Below are 23,186 nucleotides of genomic sequence, written 5' to 3' on the forward strand. Positions count from 1 at the left end.
GCCGTCTCCCCCGCACCCGGCCCGCGCCCGCCCGGCCCCCCCCCGCGGGCCCCCACCCTTTCTATTCGTGAGCCGGTCTGACCGGTCCGCCCGGTCTGACCGGTCCGCCCGGTGGGCCCTCGGCGGGGGCCCGGCCCCCGGCCCGGCCCAGCCCGAGGAGCAGCAGCGCCAGTGAGGTGCCGGGCCGGCCGAGGGCCGCGCGGTAACTGCGCAGGACGTCGTTCTCCCGGGAGAGGTCGACGGTGGGCGCTCCGAGCTCCCGGCGCAGGGAGGCGAGTTCCCCCATCGCTTCGATTCGCTGAAGGATCAGACCGATGAGGGAATCGTCGAGCTCCCCGATGTACGCGTGCTGCTTCGCGATGCGCTCGTCGCATGCCGGGATCCGGTTCATGTCCCCGCTCCGTTCCCCGTTCCCGGAAGCCGGACGAAGGCCTCTCCGCGCACCGTGACGGGACCGTCCGCGACGCGCACGGTGACGGCCAGACGAGCCCGGCGCAGCGCCCCGTCCTCGTCGATCGCCGTGACACGGGCCGTGCAGCGCAGCCATGCGTGGACCGGGGTGACCGCCGAGAAGCGGACCCGGAAGGACAGCAGGTCCTCGATCGGCACCCAGGCGGTGAGCAGCCGCCCCAGCAGGGCCATGGACAGCATGCCGTGGGCGATGACGTCGTCCAGGCCGGCCGCACGGGCGGCGTCCGAGTCGATGTGGATCGGGTTGTGGTCGCCGGAGGCGCCTGCGAAGAGCGCGAGCAGCGTCCGGCTGACCTGCAACTCCGGCAACTCGGGGAGCTCGGTGCCGACTTCCGCCGTCGCGAGGGAGAAGACGGTCATGACCCCGCCTCCTCGTCGGAGGCCGCGCCGCGTACGGCTATCACTTGGTGGAGGTCCGCCACGGGCTCGCCGTCGGCGCCCGTCACCGCCGTGTCGCGGACGACGAACTCCAGTGCCCCGCCCTGGCGGGAGTAGATGTCCGTGATCACCGGCGCAAAGGTGAGCGTCTCACCCGCGTACGCCGTCCGGTGGTAGACGAACCCCTGTTCCACGTGCAGGACCCGGGAGAGGTCCACGCCCATGCCGGCCAGCAGGTCCGACGGATCGGCCAGGTCGAGGCCGAAGAGGAAGGTCGGCGGCACGGGCAGGTCCGGATGCCCGGCCTGCCGGGCGGCCACGGGATCGGTGAACACCGGCTCGGCCGTCTGCACCACACGGTTGAACATCAGCAGCCTGCCGCGCTCCACTTCCATCGTGAACGGTGTGGATGTGCTGCCCACGAAGCTCGGATCGATCATCGGATCACCGCCGAGCGGCCCTTCTCCCGTGCGGCGTGCAGGAGTTCGCGGTTGCGGATCAGTTTGCCGTTGGAGGTGCGCGGCAGCGCGGCGGGGCTGAAGTGGAAGGCCTTGGGGATCTTGTGCGGGCTCAGTCGGGTCCGGCACCAGTCCAGCAGCTCCCGCTTCGGCAGGTTGCCCTTCGCGACCACGTGGGCTTCGACCGCCTCGCCGAAGACCACGACGGCCTCGGTGACGGCCGGATGCTCCAGCAGCACCGCCTCGACCTCCGAGAGGTCGACCTTGAGCCCGCCGATGGCCACCATGGAGTCGGCTCGCCCGTTGATCTCCAGCACTCCGGAGCCGGGCCGGACCGAGCAGCGGTCGTACGTGTTCAGCCAGCCGTCCGCGTACCGCTCGGCACGGTCGGTGTGCAGGTACGGGTTCTCGGGCAGCCACACCCGCAGCGTCCCCTCCACCACGGCGGTCTTGACACCCGGTGCGGGCACCCCCACCGCCGGTGAGCCGTGTTCCCCGGTCAGGTCGACCGCGATGATGCCGGCCTCGGTCATGCCGTAGGCCTGGCCCACGCGGATGCCGTACCGCTCCTCGAAGCGGGTGAACACCTCGGAGGACAGCGCCTCGCCCCCGGAGACGGCCAGCCGCAGGGCCGGCATCGGCGGCACAGTGGCCGCCCGGCTGAGCAGGTCGAAGTGGACCGGCACCCCGAACACGGCGTCCACCGGACGCTCGGCCATCAGCGCCAGCAGTTCGTACGGCTGCGGACGCACGGCGAAGTGCAGCGTGACCCCGGTGGACAGCGCGTGCAGTACGCCGCCGATCAGGCCGAAGGAGTGCACGAGCGAGCTGAGCAGGAGCAGGTTCTCGCCCCGCTTCGGCATGTCGGGCAGGCCCGCGAAGCGGTCCACCTCTTCGAGCAGCGACCGGCCGGTGCGGCCGATCACCTTGGGCAGTCCGGTGGAGCCCGAGCTGAACTGGAGCAGGCAGTGGCCGCTCTGCGCGGCCCGGCCGGTCGGGCGGCGCTCCACCACCACCTCGACCTCGTCCCGGAAGCCGGCCACCGCCCGGCCGGCCGGACCGGACGTCAGGTGGAACTGCGGCTCGCACAGTTCGAGCAGCCGGGTGGTCTCGGCGGCCGTCAGCCGCGGGTCGAGGAGCATCACCTGCGCCCCCGCGGACCACAGTGCGAAGACCGACCAGAGCAGGGTGAAACTCGGCTGGACCTGGACGGCGACCGCGCTGCCGCCCGATATCCCGTGCGCGCGGAGGGTGCCGAGCGCTCGCTCGGTCTCGGCCCGCAGCCTTTCCCGGGTGACCACGGTCTCGCCGTGGGCCCACACATCGCCGAAACTTTCCTCGTCCGACAGGAGAGCGCCGAGCCAGGTGCTGAAGTCCGTGGCGGCAGCCATCGCGTCTTCCTTCCGTCAGGATCCTTGGAGGCCGTGGTGTCGGGGACAGACGCCGGTGGTCCCGGCGCGGCGCGCCGGGACCACCGGGTGGTACGCAGGGCGTCGGTCACTTCTCGATGCAGAACTCGCCCACCGGCCAGCCGACGTGGCGCTTGTCGGTGGCGAGGTAGCCGAGCAACTTGTCCCCGGCCTTGAGTTCGGTGCAGTTCAGCACCGTCGCGCCGGGACCCAGCACGCGGACGTGCCAGTCGTCCTGCAGCGTCAGGCTGACCTCGACGCCGCTCTCCGACTTCGCCCGGATCGTCAGCAGCGGACGCGATTCCAGCTTGACCCTGCCCACGACGATCCGCCGGGTCCGCCCGTCGGCCGTGACACCGAGCACGGTGCTGCCGGCCTTGAGCTCGCTCAGGTAGTTCGTGCGGTTGTCCGCCCCCATGACGTAGGAGTGCAGAGCACCGGCGTTCACCCGGAACGGCCGGGTCGGCATGTACGGGAGCGGATGGGTCTCGCTCACGCACAGCACGAAGCCGTGCGCGTACGAGCCCACGAGGATGCCCTCGTCCTTCTCGAAGTGCGTGCAGGTGTCGACGCACACGCGGTCGCCCAGACCGTTGTGCTCGATGGACTCCACGGTGAGGGTGGTCAGCTCCAGGTCCGGGGTGGTGCTCGCCAGCAGCGAGGTGAGACCGAAGACGTCGTTGGCGTCCTTGGGGGCCAGGAGCAGACCGTCCGAGCCCTTCTCCAGGACGTCCACGATGATGCCGGCCTCCTCAAGGTCGCCGGCCTCGCAGATGAGCCGCCCCGGGGACTTGTCGGCGGCCGCGATGACGATCTCCAGCGGGATCTTGGTCGGGTCGCGGAACTTCACCACCGTGTACTCCAGCGCCTGCGCCGCGGCGCAGGCCACCTTGAGGGTGGGGTCGTCGACGACCTCCACGAAGGCGCCGGACCGGGCGGGCCGGTCGGCTGCGGCCAGCTTCAGCTTCTCCAGCTCCGCGGTGCTCCCGACCCGGGTGAGCACCACGTCGGCGACGTCCTCCGCCTCCGGCGCGAGCGTAGCCCCGGGCTCGGCGACCAGCAGCTTCTGCACCGTCGGCGGCAGGGTCGCGAGCGTCTCGAGCCGGTCGTCCAGAACGCCGGCCAGCCGCGCGTGAACCGTGGCGTCCACGATCGCCTCCCGCTGGTCGGCGGCGACGGAGCGGAGATCAACCCATGCGAATTTCACAACTACCATCCCTGGGATCGGCACACTTGGCTGCCAAAACCCTCGCACCGGCGCACCGGTGCCCGACATGCTCGATAGGACTACTCGACCGGGTCCGCCCGCCGCGGTCCCCACCTGCCTGTCCGGCTACCTCCATCGCGCTGTCCGTGACTGCCTTACAGAGGCTCCATTCGGGGGCTGTACCTCGTCCGCGTCCGGGCCAGACTCCAGATGCCTGCCGAGGTGTGGCGAGATCCCACGGAAACCAGGAGTTGATGGAGTATGACTGCACTGTCCGACGGCCTCGCCGTTCGGCTGGCCCGGCTCTCCCGGCATCGGGGCGGGCGGTACCTCTTCGTACCGATGGACCACTCGGTGGCCGACGGCCCGATCATCCACGCCGGTCGCTTCAACAGGCTGGTGGGCGACGTGGTGGCGGGCGGAGCCGATGCGATCGTCGTGCACAAGGGACGGGCCAGGATGGTGGATCCCGGGCTGCTCCGGGAGTGCTCCCTGATCATCCACCTCAGCGCGAGCACACCGCACGCCCTCGACGGCGACGCGAAGGTCCTGGTCGGCGACGTGGAGGAGGCCGTACGGCTCGGCGCGGACGCGGTGAGCGTGCACGTCAACATCGGATCCGACACGGAGGCCGCACAGCTCGCCGACCTCGGTTCGGTGGCCGACGCCTGCCAGCGGTGGAACGTTCCCCTGCTGGCCATGGTCTACCCGCGCGGCCCGCGGATCGCCGACCCGCACGAACCCGCGCTGCTCGCCCATGTGGTGAACGTCGCGGCGGACCTCGGCGCCACCTTGGTGAAGACCGCGTGGCCCGAGCCGCTGGAGCGGATGGCCGAGATCGTCGAGAGCTGCCCGATCCCCGTGCTGCTCGCCGGCGGGCCGGCGCGCGGAGCCGCGCTCAGCGAGTTCGCGGCCTCCGCCGTGGCGGCCGGCGCCAGCGGTCTGGCCGTCGGCCGGGGCGTCTTCCAGCACCCCGAGCCCGTCAAGGCGGTCCGGGAACTCGCCTCGGTGATCCACGGGTTGCCCGACCCCTCGGAGCTGCTGACCGGCCGGATCGCGGCCGTCGTCCCGTAAGAGGGCCGCAAGGGGGCCGATGCGCCCCGGCTCCCGCTCCTGCCCACCCGACTGTCTAAGGAACGACCCATGCATGATGAGACCCGTGCGTTCGTGCTCTCCGTGGTGCGCGACGTGATCAACCTGCCGCTCCCGGACGAGACCGACGACCTGACGCCGCTCGGTGACGAGGGCCTGGGCCTGGAATCCCTCGCCACGATCGAGCTGATGCTGCAACTGGAGGGCGAGTACGGCATCGAGCTGCCCGAGTCCGAACTGGACCCCAAGGTGGTCTCCACCCTCGGTGAGCTCGTGGCGGTCGTTGTGGAGCGGCGGACCCGCGTGACCGTGGGAGGGGCGGCTCAGTGATCTCCGGCCAGGACGTCGTGCGGATGCTGCGCGACTGCGGCGCCCTCACCCAGGACCCCGGGGAGGCTGCGGACTCCCCGGATTCCCCGGACTCCGCGGTTGACGAGGCCTTCGTCCTCGACTCGATGACCCTGGTCTGGCTGGTGCACCTGCTCCAGGAGCAGCACGGCATCACGATCGGGCCGGACGACGAGGAGGAACTGGCCTCCTGTACCTCGGTGAGCGAGCTTCACCGTCGGCTGACCCGCGCCACGTCCAGGGAGGTCGCCCATGACGCGTGAGGTGGCCATCACCGGGTTCGGCGTGCTCACCGCATTCGGATTCGGCGCCGACGCCCTGCGCGACGGCGTGTTCGCGGGCCGGACCGGATTCACCCCGGTCAGCCGGTTCGACCCCACCCCCTACCGGGCGAAGTACGCGGCGACCTACGAAGGCGACGGAGCCTGCATTCCGGACGTGCCGGTCAAGCCCGGTTACACCCCGACCCAGGCCGAGGTGCTCCGGGCATGTGCCGTCGAGGCACTGCGGATGGCGGGGACGGACGGAGCGGGCGCCCCGGTGGTGCTCGGCACGAACGGCGACTACGCGGCCGCCCGTACCTTCTGGGAGGACCAGGCGGCCGGCCGTGATCCGGCGGACCGGCGGATGCTGGACAGCCTGCCCGCCCGGCTCGCACACCGCCTGGGCGAGGAGCTCGGCCTGGGGCACCCCAGGCTGGCGTTCGTGAACGCGTGCGTCGCCTCCACCAACGCGATCGCGCACGGCGCGGAGCTGATCAGGAGCGGCGTCGCGCATACGGTCGTCTGTGGCGGGGCCTACCTGGTGACCGAGGACGTCTTCGCCAAGTTCGACTCGGGCAAGGCACTCAGCCGGCGGGGGGCCCTCCGGCCCTTCTCGGCGGACCGGGACGGTCTGCTGCAGGGCGACGGGGCGGCGGTGCTGGTCCTGGAGGACGCCGCCCGCGCACGTGCCCGCGGGAGCGAGGTACTGGCCCGTGTCGCCGGATGGGGCATGGCCGCCGACGCCCACCACGTCATCCAGCCGCACCCGCAGGGCATGGGCCTCGCGGCGGCCGCGGACGCCGCACTGCGCCGCGCCGGCGTCGCACCGGAGCAACTCGGCTACATCAACGCGCACGGCACGGGCACGCCGCTGAACGACGTGGCGGAAACGGCCGCACTGCACCGGATCCTCGGCCCGCACGCGGCCGGTGTCCCGGTCAGCAGCACCAAGAGCAGCACCGGCCACATGCTGGAGGCCACCGGGGCCGTCGAGGCCGTGATCACGCTGCTCGCCCTGCGCGACGGCGTACTCCCGCCCACGGCGGGCCTGACCGACCCGGACCCCGCCTGCGACCTGGACCACATCCCCGGCACGGCCCGCCCGGCCCGCATCCGTCACGCCCTCTCGCTCAACGCCGCCTTCGGCGGGGTCAACGCGGCCCTGCTGCTGGAACGCGCATGACGGCCCCCGACGTGTACGGCGAAGCCGACCACGGACACCATCCGCAGATCCGAGAGGACGCCCGCATGCCCCCCGTGCTCACCACACCGCGTTCCATCGCGGGCGCGGCCTGCCGGACCCCGTGGGGAGACGCCGCGGCCGGTCTCCCCGGAGCCGCCGACGTCGAACTGCCCAAGGTGGTCGGCTTCGTGGTCTCCCGGTTCAGCCCCCTGGTCCACGACGTGGTGACCGCCTGCCTCGGAGCGCCCGGCACCCCGCACGACCTGGTCGGTGCCGCCGGCCCCCGGACCGCGGTCGTGCTGGCCACCCTCTTCGGCGACACCACGACCACGGACACGGCGACACAGCGCCTCGTCGCCGGCCACGTGCACAGTCCGTTGCTGTTCTTCCAGTCCGTCACCACGTCCATCCTCGGCTACCTGACCAAGCAGTACGGCATCACCGGACAGATCACCTGTCTCTCGGCCGGCCACGACACGGCCGCCGAAGCCCTCCGGGCGGCCGACCTGCTGCTCGACCAGGAAGACGTGGAACAAGTCCTGGTGATCGGGGTGGAGATCGAGCCCCACGAGCGGGCCACCTGGGTGCAGGGCCTCACCGGCGCCGAGGACGGCCTCGATCCCCTGCCCGCCGGGGACGCCGCCGTGGCCCTGCTCCTGCGCCGCGCCGGAGCCGGAGCGGATGCGCCCGAGCTGCGGAGCCTGCCCGGACAGCCGGACCGGGAGGCCGGCTCGACCCCGTCGTGGGCGGCGGCCTTCGGCTGGCTGAGGGCCCTCGTCGAGACGGCGCAGGCCGCCGAGCGGGTCAGGACGGGGCGGGTGACACGAGCGGTGATCCACAGCACCGGCCCGAGCCGCTTCCTGGTGGGCCCCGCCACCCGCTGACATCCCGCCCATCGGAAGAGGAAGAGGATCCACAGTGTCCGAGGACAACGAGTTCGCACCCGACGTCTGCGTGGTCGGTGCCGGACCGGCGGGGCTGCTGGCGGCGCTGCTGCTCGGCCGCCGGGGCCGCCGGGTCACGGTGGTGGAGCGCCGCCCCGACCCGGGCGGCGCCGCACCGGCGGCCGGCGGGTCCGTCATGGTGCAGCCGGTCACCCTGGGGCTGCTGGAGCAGGCCGGCCTGCTCGGTGCGGCGTCGGCCGGCGCCGGTCGGCTGCTGGGCGCCCAAGCGTACTTCGGCGGCCGGCTCGCGGGGCGGTACCGGTACGAGGAACTGGCCGACTGCCCCGTCCCGTACGCGCTGTCGCTGCGGCCCGGCGCGCTGATCGACGGAATGCTGGCCGAACTGGCCGAGCTGCCCGACGTCCGGATGGTCTGGGGCGCCGAGGTCGAGGAGCTGGGCGGGCCGCGCGGTGGCACCCGATCCCTGACGGTGCGTACGCCGGCCGGGAGCCGGGAGTACCACCCGGCGTACCTGCTGGCGGCGGACGGCCGCAACTCCGCGGTCCGCGAGCTGGCCGGGATCGCCGCCGAGGTCACGGCCTCGGGCGGCGCGTACCTGGACGCGGGCGTGCCGATCCCCCCGGACTGGGACGAGCTGACCCGGGCGCACTTCGGCTCGCACGGCTATCTACTGGAGACCCGCCGCGGCGAGGACGGACTGGTGATCGTGTGGATCACCGACGCCGCCACGGCCGCCGGTGTGCTGGACGGTCCGGTCGAGGGTCTGGTGAAGGTGTGGTCCGACGTGGTGCCCCGGCTGGGACCCTGGCTGGCGCAGCACATCACCGACTGGGACCAGGTCCGCCGCGTCCAGCACCATTCGGTCCGGGCCGAGACCTGGACGTCGGGGAACGTGGTGCTGCTCGGCGACAGCGCGCACGGCATGCACGCCTTCGCGGGTCAGGGCATGAACACCTCACTCCAGGACGCGGTCTGCCTGGCGGAAGCCGTCGACGACGCCCTGAACGGCCACGGCCCCCACGGACTCGACGAGTTCGAACGGGTGCGCCGGCCGTACATCGAGAGCCTCCAGGCACTCCAGGCCACCAACACCCCCGCCAGCGCGGCGCAGGCGGCGCCGGAACGGGAGCGGGCGCCCGAGTTCGAGGTGCTCGCACTCGGCCAGCCGGACATCAGGCCGCTGCTCGCACGGGCCATGGCGAACCAGCCGCGGTCCGGCGGCCACACGAACCACTGACACACCACCGTAAGGAGTCACAGATGGACCGGATCGGCTTCGGCGCGTTCCTCTCGCCGCTCCACCCGCTCGGCGAAGACCCGACCCTGAGCATGTGGCGGGACATGGAGCTGATCGAGTGGCTCGACCAGCTCGGCTTCGACGAGTTCTGGGTGGGCGAGCACCACTCGGCCGGCTGGGGCGTGATCAGCTCGCCCGAGCTCTTCATCGCCGCGGCCGCAGAGCGCACCCGGCACATCAAGCTGGGCACCGGCGTCACCAGCCTCCCGTACCACCACCCCTTCATGGTCGCCTCGCGCGCGGTCCAGCTCGACCACATGACCCGGGGCCGCTTCATGCTCGGGGTCGGAGCCGGCTCGCTCCCCTCGGACATGCACATCCTCGGCATAGACCCGGCCGACACCCGGTCCCGCACCGCGGAGGCGCTGGAGGTCATCCTCCACCTGCTGAACAGCGAGGAGCCGCTGACCCGGCGCACCGACTGGTTCGAACTGCGCGACGCCAGGCTCCAGGTGCGTCCGTACTCCCGCACCGGCCTGCCGGTGGCCGTCTCCAGCGCCTCCACCCCGAGCGGGATGCGGCTGGCGGGCAAGCACGGCGCCGGTGCGCTCTCGCTGGGCACGCCGCGTCCGGGCACCTCGCCCAGCGACCTGCGGGCGCAGTGGGAGCACGCCGAGGAGTCCGCCGCCGAGCACGGCCGTACCGCGAACCGCGCCGACTGGCGGATCACCCTTCCGGTGCACATCGCCGAGACCAGGGAAGAAGCCTTCACCGACGTGGTCGAGGGGTGGCTCCGGTACCGCAACGAGTACTGGGCGCAGACCCTGGGGTTGCCGATCGCGCTGTCCCGGGCCGACGCCCGCAAGGCGCTTGAGGCCGCAGTCGAGAACCACGGCGCGATCATCGGCTCGGTCGACGACGCCATCCTGGCGGTCGAGCGCGTCCGCGAGGCCACCGGCGGCTTCGGCCGGCTCTTGGTGACGGTCCAGGACTGGGCCTCCCGGGAGCGGATGAAGCGCAGTTTCGAGCTGCTCGCCCGGTTCGTCGCGCCCCGGTTCAACGGCTCGCTGCGCGGGCTGACGGCCTCCCAGCAGTGGACGTCCGAGCAGACCCGCGCCTGGGCGGAGCAGCACGGTGCCACGCTGCTCGGCCGCCCGGTCGCCGCTCCGAAGTAGCGGCAGGGCGGGGACGGCGAAGTCGGGCGTCGGCCCCCGGAGGTCTCCGGGGGCCGACGCCCGACCCGTGGTGCCGGCGGCTTCAGTGCCCCATGCCCAGTCCGCCGTCCACCGGCAGGACGGCCCCGGTGACGTAGGCCGCCTCTGGCGAGGCCAGCCAGAAGACCGCCTCGGCGACCTCCTCGGGGGAGGCGCTGCGGCCGAGCGGCACCTCGCCGAGGATCTGCGCCCTGCGCTGCTCACCGAGCCCCTCGGTCATGTCGGTGTCCACGAGTCCGGGGGCGACCACGTTCACTGTGATGCCGCGCGGGCCGAACTCACGGGCCAGGGAGCGGGCCATGCCCACCATGCCGGCCTTGCTGGCGGCGTAGTTGGCCTGGCCCGGAGAGCCGCGCAGGCCGGCCACGGAGGACAGGAAGACCATCCGCCCGCTCCGCTTGCGCACCATGTCCACGGCAGCCTGGCGGGCGACGCGGAAGGCCCCGCCGAGGTTGGTTTCGAGGACGCGGAGGAACTGCTCGTCGTCCATCCGCATCAAGAGCCCGTCGTCGGTGATGCCGGCGTTCGCCACGAGGACTTCCACCGGTCCGTTCGCCGCCTCGGCCTCGGCGAAGGCCCGGGCCACCTGTGCGCTGTCCGTGACGTCGCACTTGACGCCGAGCAGGCCCTCCGGAGCGCCTGTGCCGCGGTGGGTGACCGCCACGCGGTCGCCGTGCGCGGCGAACCTCCGGGCCACTGCGAGCCCGATGCCGCGGTTGCCGCCTGTGACCAGTACGGAACGTCCCACTGTCCTGTGCTCCTTCTTGAGGTGGTTCACGGATGCGTCAGTGCTTGAGGGCGGTGTAGGCGCCCTGATGGTGGATCAGCGGCCGGCGGACGGGGTCGGCCACGTGCACCGCGTCGACCCGGCCGAGGAAGAGCACGTGGTCGCCACCGGGGTAGCGGTGCTCGGTCCGGCACTCCAGCGAGAACACGGCGCCGGGGAGCAGTACGTGCCCGCTGTCGCCCACCCACCCGCCGAGGCGCTCCTGCGCCGGCAGCCCGCGCGGCCGGTCCCGCGCGGCGAACACCACGGACAGCTCCTCCTGGTCTTCGGCCAGAGCGTTCACGGCGAAGCCGCCGGAGGCCTCGATCGCGCCGCGGATCCGTCCGCCGGCCCCGATGCTCACCAGCACCATCAGAGGGTCGAGCGAGACCGAGGTGACCGAGCTCGCGGTCACCGCCTCGGTCGCCCTGCCGCTGCCGGCCGTGATCACCGTCACGCCGGTGGGCAACAGGCCCATCGCCCGGCGGAAGACGGCGGCGTCCGGCACCGCACAGGCGGCCGGGCCGCCCCCGCCGCCCGGCAGGTGCGCTACGTGGATGGACATGCTTTCGCCTCTCTCGGGTTCAGCGCTTGTACACCAGGCAGGTCAACCGGGCCGTACAGGTGAGCCGGCCCTGGTCGTCGGTGATGGAAACCTGGTACGTCGCCACCCGGTCCCCCTGTTGCAGGGGGGTGCAGACGCCGGTCACGATGCCGCTGCGGGCCGATCGGTGATGGGTGCAGGACAGTTCGAGCCCCGCCACCGTCCCCCTGGGCGCGACGTGGATCCCCGCCGCGACCGAGCCGAGGGTCTCCGCGAGCACGGCGTTCGCACCACCGTGCAGCCAGCCGAACGGCTGCTGGTTGCCGTCCACGGGCATCGTGCCCACCAGGCGGTCCGCGTCCCACGACACGATCTCGATGCCCATCCGCGTGGCCAGCTGCCGGTCCGCCAGCCTCGGCGGAACGGACAGGAGGCTCCGGGGCGGCAGGCCCGGTTCCGGCCCGGCCGCGACGGGCTCCACAGCCTTGCTCTCCATAGGTCACTTCTCCTGGGTCACGGGGGCCCGAGCGGAGTTCGCCACCGGGCGCATTCCGTACTGTCGCGCGCCCGAGCAGCCTCGGCCAAGACCTGATCCAGGTACCCGAATCTCACCGGTGCCGAAGGCATCGGGGTGGACGATCGAGCAGGGCAGTCGGGTCTTATAAGCGCGAATCCGGTCCCCCAGGATTCATCCCGGCAATGTTTGGTGGAACCGCTCGACTCCCGCATCCCGAGCTACCGGAGAACCCCTTGGAATTCTCGTCCCATTTCTCCACGTCTCAAGGTTCCGAGCAGTTGCCCTGGGACGAATACCTCCACCGGCTGGGCCACGAGGGCCCGGTCGAGCCGACCGTGGACTGCCTGCGCGCCCTGGTGACGGCCCACTTGCGCTCCGTCCCCTACGAGATGTTCGAATCACTCGAAGGCGTCCGGCCGGCGCTGGGGCACACCGACATCTTCGACAAGCTGGTGCGTCGGCGCCGCGGTGGTACCTGCCTGGAGGCCACTCCGCTGTTCGGCCGCTTCCTGCGGGCCGTGGGGTTCGAAGTGCGGCTGGTGGCCGCGCAGATGTGGCGGGTCGGCGGCGAGTGGTGGCCGCACTGGGACCACCTGGTGCTCCTGGTGGACGCCGGGGGCACGACCTGGCTGGTCGACGTGGGCTTCCTGATGATCTCCGCACCCGGGCCCCTGGACATCTCCGGCAAGCCGCAGCAGCAGGCCGGCTGGACGTTCCGCGTGGCGGACGAGGACGGCGGCGCGACCCTGATGCGCGCCGGCGCGGACGGCGTCTGGGCCCCGGTCTACCGCTTCGCGGAGCAGCCGCTGGAGATTCCCGACTACGAGTGGATCATCGACTTCCACCTCGGTGCGGAGGACTCCCCGCTCACCGGCAGCCTGCTCTGCTCCCGCACCCTGCCCGACGGCAAGGTCATCGTCCTGGGCGACAACGTCATCCGGGCCCGAAACGGCACCCACACCATCGACTACCTCGCCGACGCGCATGAGGCGGAACAGGCCCTGGGCGAGGTTCTGGCCGGCCACCAGCACCTTCTGGCGGACGCGGTCGACGCCTGGCGAAAAGCCAGGGCAAACCGGCGGGAGAACGCGCGCCGAATCATCTGAACCGTCTCATGGAAATGAACAGGAAACCTCGAATGGACATATCCGGAACGCCGCTGACGCGGTCCTGGGGCGTGGGAATTCGGGCGGTCGGCGGATATCTCCCCGAGAAGGCTGTCAGCAATGCCGACCTGGAGCGGATCCTCCTCACCCGGGACGACTGGATCAGGGAGAACATCGGCGTGGAGACCCGCCGGGTCGCCGCAGAGGACGAGTGGACCTCGGACCTGGGGGCCGCGGCGCTCAAGGACGCGTGTGCGCGGGCGGGCGTCAGCCCCTCCGAGGTGGACCTCGTCATCTGCGGAACGTACACGCCGGACAACATGGCCCCGCCCACGGCCATGCTGGTGATCGAGAAGGCCGGCGCGCACGGGGCCACCGGATTCGACGTCAACAGCGGGGCCTGCCCGGGAGGCGTGTTCGCCCTCGACGTCGGCGCCAAGTACCTCGCCTCCGGTGAGTACCGCCGGATCGCCGTGGTGCTCGCCGACGTCAACACCCGGACCATGGACTGGAAGGACCCCGGACCGGCGGTGATCTTCGGCGACGGCGCGGCCTGCTACCTGCTGGAGCGCTGCCGTCCCGACCGGGGCGTCGGCCCCACCCTGCTGCACAGCGACCCGTCCCGCTACCAGGCGGTCTGGGTGGCCCGCGAGAAGCGGACCCGGCGCGACGGCAGCCCGCTGACCAGCGCCTTCGGCGACAACTTCGCCACGCTCTCCGGCAAGGCCGTGCACGACTTCGCCGTCGGCGAAGTGCCGAAGGTCATCAAGGAGTTGCTCGACCGGGCCGGAGAGGACCTCGCGGACGTCGACCTGTTCGCCCTGCACCAGGCGAACCTCTACATCGTCCGCGGCATCATGGCCGCCCTCGGCGTACCCGACGACCGTACGGTCACCAACATCCAGAAGTACGGGAACACCTCGGGAGCCAGCGTCCCGCTGGTGCTGAGGGAGGCGGAGGACCTCGGCCGGCTCTCCCCGGGCGACCAGGTGGTGCTCGCCGCATTCGGTTCCGGGCTGAGCATCGGCGCGGCGCTGGTCCGCTGGTGCGGGCCGGAGGACTTCGAGGCGGTGACGGCCGCGTGAACACCCCGCCCCCGGACGGCGGCCCCGTCCTCACGGGAGCCCTGACGGGCCTGCTCGGCATCGGCACCTACCTGCCGTCGCGGCAGGTCACCAACGAGATGCTCTGCGAGCGGATCGACAGTTCGGACGAATGGATCCGCAGCCGCTCCGGGATCCGGGTCCGCTACTGGGCCGAGCCGACGGAGACGGTGGAATTCATGGCCGCCACCGCAGCCGAACGGGCGCTGGAGCACGCCGGGATCACCGCCGCCCAGGTCGGATGCGTGATCGTGTCCACGGTCTCCCACCTGCACCAGTTCCCGTCCCTCGCGGCCGGCGTCGCACACCGGATCGGCGCCACCGCACCGGGCGCCTTCGACATCTCGGCCGGCTGCGCCGGCTTCTGCTACGGGTTGTCGCTGGCGTCCGACATGGTGGCCGCCGGGAGCGCTCGGTACGTCCTGGTCATCGCGGTGGAACGGCTCTCGGAGCTGCTCGACCAGGAGGACAGGGACACCGCCTTCCTCTTCGGCGACGGAGCCGGCGCCGCTGTGGTCGGGCCCTGCGACGAGCCGGGCGTGGGTCCGGTGGTCTGGGGTTCCGACGGCTCGCACAAGGAGACCATCCGGCAGAGCAGCTCCTGGGCGGCACTGCGTGACGTACCCGCCCCCGACTGGCCGGTGATCACCATGGACGGCCGCGAGGTGTTCCGGTGGGCCGCGTACCAGCTCGGCCCCGTGGCCGAACAGGCACTGCGGCGGGCCGGCGTGGCCGTCGGGGACCTGGACTCCTTCATCCCGCACCAGGCCAACATGCGGATCACCGACGCACTGGTCAAGGAGCTCGGCATCCCCGACCACGTCGCGGTGGCCCACACCGTCGAGATCCACGGCAACACCTCCGCGGTGTCGATCCCGCTCGCCATCCAGGAGCTGCTCGCCTCGGGCGAGGCCAGGCCCGGCGGGCTCGCCCTGCTGTTGTCCTTCGGCACCGGCCTCGTCTGGGCCGGCCAGGTCGTCCGACTGCCACCGGCGCCCGCCGGACCGCCCGTACCGGCCACCACCGCGCCGGCCCCTTCCGACCAAGGAGACCGATCATGACCGCTGTGCAGAGCGACACCCTGCAGATCCTCAAGGACATCCTCGACGAGGTCGCCGAGGTTCCGGCCGAGGAGGTCACGCCGGAGAGCTCGTTCACCGAGGACCTCGGCCTGGACTCGCTGGCCGTCGTATCACTGTTCGTCCTGGTTCAGCGGCGCTTCGGAACCGAGGTGCCCAACAGCGTGTTCGAACAGCTCACCACCGTCGGCAGGGCCGTCGCCTACCTCGAACGCGGTGAGATCCCGGCCTGACCGGCCGCCCCCGTCCCGACTTGCCGAGCCGGAAAGGCAGTTCATGCATCTCATGGTCAGGCCGACCAGAAAGCCGCTGCAGGGCGAGCTGCTGGTCCCCAGCTCCAAGTACCACGCGCACCGCGCGCTGATCCTCGCCTCGCTCGCCGAGGGCACCAGCCGGATCAAGGGCGTCTCGGACGCCCGCCACGTGCAGTACACCATCCGCCTCCTGCGCGACCTCGGCACCCGGATCACCATCGAGGGCGACACGTACGTCGTCCGGGGCGGCCGTTACCGGCCGCGCCGGCAGAGCGTCTCGGCCGGCAGCTCCGGCACCACCATGTACTTCATGCTCGGCCTCGCCTCGCTGGCGGAGTCTCCCGTCACCGTGACCGGCCAGAAGTACTTCCGCCGCAGGCCGCTGGGCCCGCTGCTCGACGCACTGCGCACCCTGGGGGTCCGGCTGGACTCCGCGGACGGCTGCCCGCCCGTGCACCTGACCCCGGGACGGCCCACCGGGGGCCGGGTGGTGATACCCGGCACGCTGTCGCAGTGGATCTCGGGGCTGATCCTGCTCGCGCCGTTCGCCTCCGGCCCCACCGTCGTCGAGGTGGAAGGCGAGCTGAACGAGCGCCCGTACGTGGAGCTGACGGTGGCGATGATGCGCCGCTTCGGACTTCACGTCACGGTGTCCGACGACTGGCGACGGTTCGACGTCGCCCCCGGGCAGAACGCCCGGCCGACCGACCTGACCCTGCCGCCGGACCTCGGCTCCGCCGCCTTCGGGATCGCGGCCGCCGCCCTCCACCCCTCGGACGTCCTGCTCCGCGGGATGTCCCGGCTCGACGGGGACGCGGCCGACCACCCCGAGACCGGCTTCCTCGACGTCGTCCGGCGCATGGGCGTGCCGATGACGGTCGACCGGCAGGCCGGCGGGGTCCGGATCCGTCATGACGGAACCCCGCTGCGCGGCACCACCGTGGACTGCCGGGAGGTCCCGGACATGCTCCCGGTACTCTCCACCCTCGCCGCCCTGGCCGAAGGGGAGACCGTCTTCGAGCACATCGGGCACGTCCGGCTCAAGGAGTCCGACCGGGTCGCCGCCATGCTCCAGCTGAACGCCATGGGCGCCGACCTCACCATCGAGGGCGACCGGCTGCGCGTGCGCGGGGTGAAGACCCTCACGGGCGCGCGGGTCTCCTCCTACAACGACCACCGGGTCCTGATGTCGCTCGCCCTCGCCGGGACCAGGGCGCACGGAGTCACCACGCTCACCTACCCGATGGCGTACCGGATCTCCTACCCGGGATTCCTCGAAGACCTGACCGGCCTGGGCCTGCGGCTGTCCGTCGAGCCGGGACCCGCCGTCGCCCCGCCCGCCTCCCTGCCCGAGCGGCTGCGGCACTGGGCCGTCCACCGCCCGGACGGCACCGCCCTGGTGGACGTGCGGGACGGGTACGACGCCGAGATCACCTGGCGGGAGCTGGACGAGCGGGTCGACCGAGCAGCCGCGACACTGCTGGCCCTCGGCGTCCAGCCCGGTGAAGCGGTGGCCTACCAGCTCCCCAACTGGGCGCAGTTCGTGGAGGTCTCGCTCGCCGCTCTGCGGATCGGGGCCGTCTGCTGCCCGCTCATGCCGATCCTCCGCCAGAGGGAGATGGCCTTCGCGCTCCGCCGGTCCGGCGCGCGCGTGCTGCTGATCGCGGACCGCTTCCGCAACCGGGACCACCGCCGGGAAACGGCCTCCTGGTTCGCCGAGGACGTGGCGGGCCGAGCCCGGGTCCGCCACGTGGCCGTCGTCGCGGCCGACGGGGGACCGGTGGAGCTCCCCGCCGACGGCGACGGACCGGCCTGGTACGACTGGGGCGCCGCGACCGCCGCCGCGCACGTCGACCCCGATGCGCTCGCCGCCCGGCAGCCGGCCCCCGACGCCCTCGCGCAGCTGCTCTTCACCTCCGGCACCACGGGTGAGCCCAAGGGCGTCCTGCACCGGCACGACACCCTCGACCATGCCGTCCGGCTACAGGCCGAACGGCTCGGACTGGACGACCGTGACGTGGTCTTCATCCCATCCCCCCTGGCTCACCAGACAGGATTCCTGTACGGGATGTGGCTGGCCGTCACGCTGGGAGTGCCCCAGCTGGTGCAGGCGCACTGGAACCCGCGCACCGCGTTGCAGGCCGTCTTCAAGCACGGCGCCACCTTCGTCCAGGCGGCGACGCCCTTCCTGGCCGACCTCCTCAAGGAGGTCGAGGCGGAGGGCAGGACCCCGCAGACGCTGCGGACCGTCGTCGTGGCCGGAGCGGCGCTGCCCCGCAGCCTGGCCGAACGTGCCACAGCCGTCCTCGGCACCTCCGTCTGCGGGGCGTTCGGCACCACGGAGACGTGCCTGGGGTCGCTCTCCGCGCCGGACGACCCCGCCGGGAAGGTGTGGGGCACCGACGGCCGGGCCATGCCCGGGGTCGGGCTCAGGGTGACCGACGACGCCGGACGCGTGCTCCCGGCAGACCGTGAGGGCAACTTCGAGGTCCGCTCCCCGACCAGTTTCGTGGGATACCTGGACCGTCCCGACCTGACGGCCGAGGCGTGGACGGCCGACGGCTGGTACCGGACCGGCGACCTCGCCGTCATCGACCCCGACGGCTACGTCCGGATCACGGGCCGGGTCAAGGACGTGATCAACCGGGGCGGGGAGAAGGTCCCCGTCGCCGAGATCGAGGAACTGCTGCACCAGCACCCCTCGGTGGACGAGGTCGCCGTGGTCGGCACACCGGACGAGCGGCTCGGCGAACGCGCCTGCGCCTTCGCGGCTCTCGTCGACGGAGCCGACCTCGATCTGGAAGCGGTCCGCAAGTACCTGGACCACCACCAGGTCTCCAAGCACTACTGGCCGGAACGGCTGGAGCTGGTCGACCGGCTGCCCCGCAATCCGGCCGGCAAGGTCCAGAAGTTCGTTCTCAGGCAGTGGGCCGAGTCCCTTTGCCCGCCCCCCGTCGAGGAGCAGAAGGCATGAGCATCACCGAGGTCGCAACGGCGGCGCCGGGCATCGCACCGGCCGAGTTCGAGCAGCTGCGGGCCGAGATCGCCGCGTACGTGGCGGGACCCGCCGAAGAGTGGGCCCACCGGATCGAGAGCACCGGCACGGTCCCCGAGGAGCTCTGGAGCGAGCTGCGGGAGCGCGGCTACCTCTCGCTGGCCGCTCCGCGCGAGTACGGCGGGCGCGGCGTCTCCTTCGTCCAGTGGATGGACCTGATGGAGCTGTTCTCCCGCTCCCACGGCTCGCTGCGGATGGTGGTCCACGTCGTCAACGGCACCTGGCGCGCGATGGACCGGTTCGCCACGCCCGAACAGCGGGAGCGGTTCGTCCTGCCCTCCATCTCCGGCCGGCTGAAGGTCGCCTTCACACTGACCGAGCCGGACGCCGGCTCCGGCGCCGACATCCGCTCCAGCGTCGTCCGCGAGGGCGACACGTACTACCTGACCGGCGCCAAGCACCTCATCACCTTCGGCGTGCGGTGCGACTACTGGCTCCTCGCCGCGCGGCTGGCCGGCAGCACCGGACACGAGGGCACCGTCGCCCTCATGGTGCCGCGGGACGCGGCCGGGGTGACCGTCGAGGACACCTCGCAGACCATGGGCGTCACCGGCACGGACCACGCCCGGCTGACCTTCGACCGGACGCCGGTCCCGGTGGCCAACCGGCTCGGCGCCGAAGGGGACGGACTCATGGTCGCGTTGGGCGGGTTCCTGACCCCCTCACGGATCTCGGTCGCGATGAGCTGCGTGGGGCTGGCCCGCCGTGCCCAGGAACTGGCGCTGGAGTACGCCCGCAACCGGGTGACCTTCGGACGGCCGCTGACCTCGCGTCAGGCACTCCAGTTCATGCTGGCCGAGAACGAGGCGGACATCGAGGCGGCCAAGCAGCTCACCCTGCACGCGGCCCGCCGCTGGGAGGCCGGGGAGGACGACGCCCCGATGCTTTCGTCGATGGCCAAGATGACGGCGGTCGACATGCTCGGCCGGGTCAGCGACAAGGCCCTCCAGGTGCACGGCGGGTCGGGGTACTGGAAGAGCAGTGCGATCGAGCGGGTCTACCGGGACGCCCGCGCCCAGCGCTTCGAGGAGGGCACCAACGAGATCCAGAAGACCGTGGTCTTCCGCGAGCTCCTGAACCGGACGGAGTCGGCCCGATGACCTCGCAGGGCACGCGTTTCCAGGACAAGGTGGCGTTGATCACCGGCGCCTCCCGCGGCATCGGGCGGGCCCTCGCGCTCACCCTCGGCCGGGGCGGGGCCACCGTGGTGGTGAACTACAAGAAGAACGCCGACCTCGCCGAAAAGACGGTGGCCGACCTGGAGGAGGCCGGGGGCCGCGGCCTCGCGGTCCAGGCCGACGTCGAGACCGTGGAAGGCGTGGAGAGCCTCTTCGCCGTGGTCAAGGACGAGTTCGGCCGGCTGGACCACTTCGTCTCCAACGCCGCGGCCGGCGCCTTCAAGAACATCCTCGACCTGAAGCCGCACCATCTGGACCGCACCTACGCCATGAACCTGCGGCCGTTCGTGCTCGGCGCGCAGCAGGCGGTCCGGCTGATGGACGCCGGCGGGCGGATCGTGGCCCTGTCCAGCTACGGCAGCATCCGCGCCTACCCCACCTACGCCGCGCTCGGCTCGATGAAGGCCGCCATCGAGTCATGGGTCCGGTACATGGCCCTGGAGTTCGCCCCGTACGGCATCAACGTGAACGCGGTCAACGGCGGCCTGATCGACTCCGACTCCCTGGACTACTTCTACGGCGTGCCGGGGATGGCCGACATGGCCACGGTGCTCGATCGCATCCCGAAGGGGCGTCCCGGCTCGGTGGAGGAAGTGGCCGAGGCCATCGCCTTCCTGCTCTCGCCGGGCTCCGAGTACATCACGGGCCAGACGCTGGTGGTGGACGGCGGGCTGAGCGTGGTCGCCCCGCCGTTCTTCGCCGACACCTCGGCGCCGCTCACCCTGGGCGATCGGCCCACGGGGGAGGCGTAGGTGCTGGAGCACGCCTTCCGTCCGGGCTCACTGGGCGGGCTGCGGGTCGCCAACCGGATCGTCATGGGAGCCATGCACCTCAACCTGGAGGCCCGCGAGGACGGCGGCGCCGCGATGGCGGCCTTCTACGCGGAGCGGGCCCGGGGTGGCGCCGGCCTCATCATCACCGGTGGCTGCGCCGTCAGTCCGGAGGGCTCGGGCGGACGGCTCTACGCCAGGATCGACGACCCCGCCCGGCACCCCGCCCTGGCGGCCTGGGCCCAGGCGGTCCACCGGGAGGGCGGCCGGATCGCACTGCAGCTCTTCCACGCCGGCCGGTACACCACGCGAAGGGCCACGGGACACACCCCCGTGGCACCGTCCGCGGTGGCCGGACGGTTCGGCGGGGAACCCCCGGCGGCGCTCGATGACGAGCAGATCCGGGAGGTGATCGGCCATTTCGCCGACGGCGCGCTCCAGGCGAAGGCGCTGGGCTTCGACGCGGTCGAGGTGATGGCCTCCGAGGGCTACCTGCTCAACCAGTTCCTGTCTCCGCTGACCAACCTGCGGGACGACGCCTGGGGTGGGGACGCCGCCCGGCGGATGAGGTTCCCCCTCGCCGTCATGGCCGCCGTACGCGCCGCGGTCGGCCCCGGTTTCCCGGTGCTCTTCCGGATCTCGGGCACGGACCTGATGCCCGGCTCCAGCTCCCCGGAGGAGGTACGGGATTTCGCCGTCGAGCTGGCACGGGCCGGGGCCGATGCGCTGAACGTCGGCGTGGGCTGGCACGAATCGCGGGTACCGACCGTGCAGGCTCTGGTGCGACCCGGCGCGTGGACCGGGCACACCGCCCGGATCCGGCGCGCCCTGCGGGCAGCGGGTCTGCAGACGCCGGTGATCGCTTCCAACCGGATCAACCGGATGGAGCTCGCCGAACGGGTACTGGCCGCCGGGCAGGCGGACTACGTCTCGATGGCGCGGCCCTTCCTGGCGGACCCGGAGATCGTCCGCAAGGCGCGGCGCCCGGGAGGGCCGGTGACCAACCTCTGTATCGCCTGCAACGAGGCGTGCATCGACCGTTCGCTGGGCGACGATCCGGTCTCCTGCCTGGTCAATCCCCGGGCCGGCCGGGAGCTGGAGTTCCCGCCGCCGCAGCCGGTGCGCAGACGCTCCGGACCCGCCCGGCTGGCGGTGGTCGGCGGGGGACCGGCCGGCCTTGAGGGGGCCAGGGCGCTGGCCGCGGCCGGCCACCGGGTCGAGCTCTTCGAGGCCGGGGACGGGCTGGGCGGCCAGTTCCGTCTCGCACGGCTCGTCCCGGGCAAGGCGGACTTCGGGGAGACCGTTCGGTATTTCGCGGCCGAGCTGCGCAGGCTCGGCGTGACGGTCCATCTGAACCGACCGGTCGACGCCGCCGACCGCGCCCTGCTCCGCGGGTTCGACGGGGTGCTGCTGGCCACCGGAGTCACTCCGCGTCCGGCCGGCCTGCCCGGGGAACACCTGCCGCACGTGGTCGACTACCAGCGCGCCTTCAGGCACCCCGAGGAGCTCGGACGGCGGGTGGCCGTGATCGGCGGCGGCGGCATCGCGGTCGACCTGGCGCACCTCCTGGCCGGCCGGAAGCACGAGGTGTGCCTCCTGCGCCGCTCGGGACGGATCGGCGACGGCATGGGCCGCAGTACGCGATGGGCCGTGCTCGCCGAGCTGCGTCGCCACGGGACGAACTGGCTGACCGGCGTGCGGTACGGCGCCATCCTGCCGGAGGGGGTCCTGCTGCGGGACGCCGACGGAGCCGGGCGGCTCGTCCCGGCCGACTCGGTGGTCGTCGCGGCGGGGCAGTCACCGGTGGACGCGCTGCGCCCGGTGCTGGACGCGGCGGGCGTCCCGTACCGGGCGGCGGGCGGCGCGGCCGATGCCCGTGGCCTGAACGCCGTCCGGGCGGTGGAGGAGGGCATGCGGGCCGCGCACGCGCTGGGCGCCGAAGCGGTCCGCGCCGGCGACTTCAGGAGGCTCGTCGCAGTCCCTCCCACGCGACGGCCGCCACGGCCTCGGCGGACAGCCGGTCCGCCCTCGTCAGCCACTGGGTGATCAGGCCGACGACGGCACCGGCGAGGTAGTGCGCACGCAGATCGGCCGGCAGCGCCCCGGCAGGCCGGTCGGACGGTTCGCTCAGCTGGGCCGTCACCTCGTCGGCGATCAGGTCGCGCAGGCGGTTGACGAACCGGGCGGTACCGGTCGGCCCGAGCATCCGCTGGTAGAGGGTGGCGTTCGACTCCACGTGCCGGAACAGCTCGACGAGTTCGGCGGGCATCCGGTCCGGCGGGTAGGCGAGCGGGCAGCGCGCGGCCGCGCGGGCGAGACCGGAGATCTCGCCCTCCATGGCGGCGAGCAGCAGTTCGTCCCGGTCCTTGTAGTGCTGGTAGACAGTGGCCCGGTTGACGGTGGCACGTTCCGCGATGTCGGCCATCGTGATGGTGTCGGCGTCCCGCTCCGATGCCAGTTCCAGCGCGGCCGTGCGCAGCAGCGCACGCGTCCGGAGCACCCGAGGGTCGACGCGGCTTCCCGAGGTCTCTGCAGTCGGTTCGAACACGTCCTCAGACTACCCCTGAACGACGTGGAAATGGATAAGCAACACATGTTGCATAATGGCGGCTGGGCTGTGGAGCCGCCGGAGGCGCCGGCCGGGAGGTC

The 23,186-nt window shown here is 72.2% G+C and carries 23 protein-coding genes and 1 pseudogene; 15 read left to right on the forward strand and 9 right to left on the reverse strand.

Annotation, left to right across the window (positions count from 1 at the left end; genetic code table 11):
• Positions 1 to 61 precede the first annotated feature (61 nt).
• The 5 genes from AB0F18_RS25695 to AB0F18_RS25715 form a co-directional block, all read right to left on the reverse strand.
• Positions 62 to 391 carry a chorismate mutase gene (locus AB0F18_RS25695; RefSeq protein WP_362064533.1) on the reverse strand — a complete coding sequence of 110 codons (330 nt, stop codon included), beginning with the start codon at positions 389 to 391 and terminating at the stop codon, positions 62 to 64.
• Complete coding sequence (locus AB0F18_RS25700) at positions 388 to 831, reverse strand: MaoC/PaaZ C-terminal domain-containing protein (RefSeq protein WP_362064535.1); 444 nt, start codon at positions 829 to 831, stop codon at positions 388 to 390. The genes AB0F18_RS25695 and AB0F18_RS25700 overlap by 4 nt, the downstream gene beginning before the upstream one ends.
• Positions 828 to 1,289, reverse strand: coding sequence for a MaoC family dehydratase N-terminal domain-containing protein (locus AB0F18_RS25705; RefSeq protein WP_362064537.1), 462 nt, complete (start codon positions 1,287 to 1,289; stop codon positions 828 to 830). Before AB0F18_RS25705 ends, AB0F18_RS25700 begins: the two co-directional genes overlap by 4 nt.
• Positions 1,286 to 2,698 (reverse strand): class I adenylate-forming enzyme family protein, encoded by a 1,413-nt coding sequence (locus AB0F18_RS25710; protein ID WP_362064539.1) that lies wholly within the window; start codon positions 2,696 to 2,698, stop codon positions 1,286 to 1,288. Before AB0F18_RS25710 ends, AB0F18_RS25705 begins: the two co-directional genes overlap by 4 nt.
• Before the next feature lie 106 nt (positions 2,699 to 2,804).
• Complete coding sequence (locus AB0F18_RS25715; RefSeq protein WP_362064541.1) at positions 2,805 to 3,923, reverse strand: 3-dehydroquinate synthase II; 1,119 nt, start codon at positions 3,921 to 3,923, stop codon at positions 2,805 to 2,807.
• A gap of 261 nt (positions 3,924 to 4,184) precedes the next feature.
• On the opposite strand from AB0F18_RS25715, the gene AB0F18_RS25720 reads away from it, so the two are divergent.
• The 7 genes from AB0F18_RS25720 to AB0F18_RS25750 all read left to right on the forward strand — a co-directional run bounded on the left by AB0F18_RS25720 (position 4,185) and on the right by AB0F18_RS25750 (position 10,126).
• Entirely contained in the window at positions 4,185 to 4,997 is an 813-nt protein-coding gene (locus AB0F18_RS25720) for a 2-amino-3,7-dideoxy-D-threo-hept-6-ulosonate synthase (protein WP_362064543.1), read from the forward strand.
• A 69-nt stretch (positions 4,998 to 5,066) separates the two neighbouring features.
• Entirely contained in the window at positions 5,067 to 5,345 is a 279-nt protein-coding gene (locus AB0F18_RS25725) for an acyl carrier protein (protein ID WP_362064545.1), read from the forward strand.
• A complete protein-coding gene (locus AB0F18_RS25730; protein WP_362064547.1) occupies positions 5,342 to 5,626 on the forward strand; it encodes a hypothetical protein in 285 nt (94 codons plus the stop codon). The genes AB0F18_RS25725 and AB0F18_RS25730 overlap by 4 nt, the downstream gene beginning before the upstream one ends.
• A complete protein-coding gene (locus AB0F18_RS25735) occupies positions 5,616 to 6,809 on the forward strand; it encodes a beta-ketoacyl-[acyl-carrier-protein] synthase family protein (RefSeq protein WP_362064549.1) in 1,194 nt (397 codons plus the stop codon). Before AB0F18_RS25730 ends, AB0F18_RS25735 begins: the two co-directional genes overlap by 11 nt.
• On the forward strand, positions 6,806 to 7,693 hold the full coding sequence (locus AB0F18_RS25740; RefSeq protein ID WP_362064551.1) for a beta-ketoacyl synthase chain length factor: 888 nt from the start codon (positions 6,806 to 6,808) through the stop codon (positions 7,691 to 7,693). The genes AB0F18_RS25735 and AB0F18_RS25740 overlap by 4 nt, the downstream gene beginning before the upstream one ends.
• Positions 7,694 to 7,727: 34 nt before the next feature.
• Positions 7,728 to 8,951, forward strand: coding sequence for an NAD(P)/FAD-dependent oxidoreductase (locus AB0F18_RS25745; protein WP_362064553.1), 1,224 nt, complete (start codon positions 7,728 to 7,730; stop codon positions 8,949 to 8,951).
• 23 nt (positions 8,952 to 8,974) lie between these two features.
• On the forward strand, positions 8,975 to 10,126 hold the full coding sequence (locus tag AB0F18_RS25750; RefSeq protein WP_362064555.1) for an LLM class flavin-dependent oxidoreductase: 1,152 nt from the start codon (positions 8,975 to 8,977) through the stop codon (positions 10,124 to 10,126).
• 82 nt (positions 10,127 to 10,208) lie between these two features.
• Here AB0F18_RS25750 and fabG read toward each other — a convergent pair whose 3' ends face one another.
• From fabG to AB0F18_RS25765, 3 genes are read right to left on the reverse strand one after another with little or no spacing between them, the layout of a single operon-like run.
• Positions 10,209 to 10,913: a 3-oxoacyl-ACP reductase FabG gene (gene fabG, locus AB0F18_RS25755; RefSeq protein WP_362064557.1), complete on the reverse strand. Its 705-nt coding sequence runs from the start codon at positions 10,911 to 10,913 to the stop codon at positions 10,209 to 10,211.
• 37 nt (positions 10,914 to 10,950) lie between these two features.
• Positions 10,951 to 11,496: a flavin reductase family protein gene (locus AB0F18_RS25760; protein WP_362064559.1), complete on the reverse strand. Its 546-nt coding sequence runs from the start codon at positions 11,494 to 11,496 to the stop codon at positions 10,951 to 10,953.
• 19 nt (positions 11,497 to 11,515) lie between these two features.
• The gene (locus AB0F18_RS25765; RefSeq protein ID WP_362064561.1) at positions 11,516 to 11,971 is read right to left on the reverse strand and encodes a hotdog fold thioesterase; all 456 of its coding nucleotides are present in this window, start codon (positions 11,969 to 11,971) and stop codon (positions 11,516 to 11,518) included.
• A gap of 299 nt (positions 11,972 to 12,270) precedes the next feature.
• Here AB0F18_RS25765 and AB0F18_RS25770 point away from each other — a divergent pair, with 299 nt between their 5' ends.
• From AB0F18_RS25770 to AB0F18_RS25805, 8 genes and pseudogenes are all read left to right on the forward strand, one after another.
• Positions 12,271 to 13,098 (forward strand): arylamine N-acetyltransferase, encoded by an 828-nt coding sequence (locus AB0F18_RS25770; RefSeq protein ID WP_362064563.1) that lies wholly within the window; start codon positions 12,271 to 12,273, stop codon positions 13,096 to 13,098.
• 32 nt (positions 13,099 to 13,130) lie between these two features.
• Positions 13,131 to 14,183, forward strand: coding sequence for a ketoacyl-ACP synthase III (locus tag AB0F18_RS25775; protein WP_362064565.1), 1,053 nt, complete (start codon positions 13,131 to 13,133; stop codon positions 14,181 to 14,183).
• Positions 14,180 to 15,190: pseudogene (locus AB0F18_RS25780) on the forward strand (beta-ketoacyl-ACP synthase III); the annotation flags it as partial. The gene AB0F18_RS25775 and the pseudogene AB0F18_RS25780, both read left to right, overlap by 4 nt.
• 68 nt (positions 15,191 to 15,258) lie before the next feature.
• Positions 15,259 to 15,513: an acyl carrier protein gene (locus AB0F18_RS25785; protein WP_362064567.1), complete on the forward strand. Its 255-nt coding sequence runs from the start codon at positions 15,259 to 15,261 to the stop codon at positions 15,511 to 15,513.
• A gap of 43 nt (positions 15,514 to 15,556) precedes the next feature.
• Positions 15,557 to 18,508 carry a 3-phosphoshikimate 1-carboxyvinyltransferase gene (aroA, locus tag AB0F18_RS25790; RefSeq protein ID WP_362064569.1) on the forward strand — a complete coding sequence of 984 codons (2,952 nt, stop codon included), beginning with the start codon at positions 15,557 to 15,559 and terminating at the stop codon, positions 18,506 to 18,508.
• The gene (locus AB0F18_RS25795; protein ID WP_362064571.1) at positions 18,505 to 19,689 is read left to right on the forward strand and encodes an acyl-CoA dehydrogenase family protein; all 1,185 of its coding nucleotides are present in this window, start codon (positions 18,505 to 18,507) and stop codon (positions 19,687 to 19,689) included. Before aroA ends, AB0F18_RS25795 begins: the two co-directional genes overlap by 4 nt.
• Positions 19,686 to 20,519 (forward strand): SDR family oxidoreductase, encoded by an 834-nt coding sequence (locus AB0F18_RS25800; RefSeq protein WP_362064573.1) that lies wholly within the window; start codon positions 19,686 to 19,688, stop codon positions 20,517 to 20,519. Before AB0F18_RS25795 ends, AB0F18_RS25800 begins: the two co-directional genes overlap by 4 nt.
• The gene (locus AB0F18_RS25805) at positions 20,520 to 22,583 is read left to right on the forward strand and encodes an FAD-dependent oxidoreductase (RefSeq protein ID WP_362064575.1); all 2,064 of its coding nucleotides are present in this window, start codon (positions 20,520 to 20,522) and stop codon (positions 22,581 to 22,583) included.
• Here AB0F18_RS25805 and AB0F18_RS25810 read toward each other — a convergent pair.
• Positions 22,498 to 23,085: a TetR/AcrR family transcriptional regulator gene (locus AB0F18_RS25810; protein ID WP_362064577.1), complete on the reverse strand. Its 588-nt coding sequence runs from the start codon at positions 23,083 to 23,085 to the stop codon at positions 22,498 to 22,500. The two genes, AB0F18_RS25805 and AB0F18_RS25810, sit on opposite strands and share 86 nt — an antisense overlap.
• Positions 23,086 to 23,186: the final 101 nt, after the last annotated feature.

It is taken from the genome of Streptomyces sp. NPDC029216 (genome assembly GCF_040648015.1).
Taxonomy (GTDB): domain Bacteria; phylum Actinomycetota; class Actinomycetes; order Streptomycetales; family Streptomycetaceae; genus Streptomyces.

Excerpts from the sequence above, each read along its gene's own strand:
- AB0F18_RS25695 (WP_362064533.1), bottom strand. The coding sequence starts at position 391 with ATGAACCGGATCCCGGCATGCGACGAGCGCATCGCGAAGCAGCACGCG.
- AB0F18_RS25700 (WP_362064535.1), bottom strand. The coding sequence starts at position 831 with ATGACCGTCTTCTCCCTCGCGACGGCGGAAGTCGGCACCGAGCTCCCC.
- AB0F18_RS25705 (WP_362064537.1), bottom strand. The coding sequence starts at position 1,289 with ATGATCGATCCGAGCTTCGTGGGCAGCACATCCACACCGTTCACGATG.
- AB0F18_RS25710 (WP_362064539.1), bottom strand. The coding sequence starts at position 2,698 with ATGGCTGCCGCCACGGACTTCAGCACCTGGCTCGGCGCTCTCCTGTCG.
- AB0F18_RS25720 (WP_362064543.1), top strand. The coding sequence starts at position 4,185 with ATGACTGCACTGTCCGACGGCCTCGCCGTTCGGCTGGCCCGGCTCTCC.
- AB0F18_RS25725 (WP_362064545.1), top strand. The coding sequence starts at position 5,067 with ATGCATGATGAGACCCGTGCGTTCGTGCTCTCCGTGGTGCGCGACGTG.
- AB0F18_RS25735 (WP_362064549.1), top strand. The coding sequence starts at position 5,616 with ATGACGCGTGAGGTGGCCATCACCGGGTTCGGCGTGCTCACCGCATTC.
- AB0F18_RS25740 (WP_362064551.1), top strand. The coding sequence starts at position 6,806 with ATGACGGCCCCCGACGTGTACGGCGAAGCCGACCACGGACACCATCCG.
- AB0F18_RS25750 (WP_362064555.1), top strand. The coding sequence starts at position 8,975 with ATGGACCGGATCGGCTTCGGCGCGTTCCTCTCGCCGCTCCACCCGCTC.
- AB0F18_RS25760 (WP_362064559.1), bottom strand. The coding sequence starts at position 11,496 with ATGTCCATCCACGTAGCGCACCTGCCGGGCGGCGGGGGCGGCCCGGCC.
- AB0F18_RS25765 (WP_362064561.1), bottom strand. The coding sequence starts at position 11,971 with ATGGAGAGCAAGGCTGTGGAGCCCGTCGCGGCCGGGCCGGAACCGGGC.
- AB0F18_RS25775 (WP_362064565.1), top strand. The coding sequence starts at position 13,131 with ATGGACATATCCGGAACGCCGCTGACGCGGTCCTGGGGCGTGGGAATT.
- AB0F18_RS25785 (WP_362064567.1), top strand. The coding sequence starts at position 15,259 with ATGACCGCTGTGCAGAGCGACACCCTGCAGATCCTCAAGGACATCCTC.
- aroA (WP_362064569.1), top strand. The coding sequence starts at position 15,557 with ATGCATCTCATGGTCAGGCCGACCAGAAAGCCGCTGCAGGGCGAGCTG.
- AB0F18_RS25795 (WP_362064571.1), top strand. The coding sequence starts at position 18,505 with ATGAGCATCACCGAGGTCGCAACGGCGGCGCCGGGCATCGCACCGGCC.
- AB0F18_RS25800 (WP_362064573.1), top strand. The coding sequence starts at position 19,686 with ATGACCTCGCAGGGCACGCGTTTCCAGGACAAGGTGGCGTTGATCACC.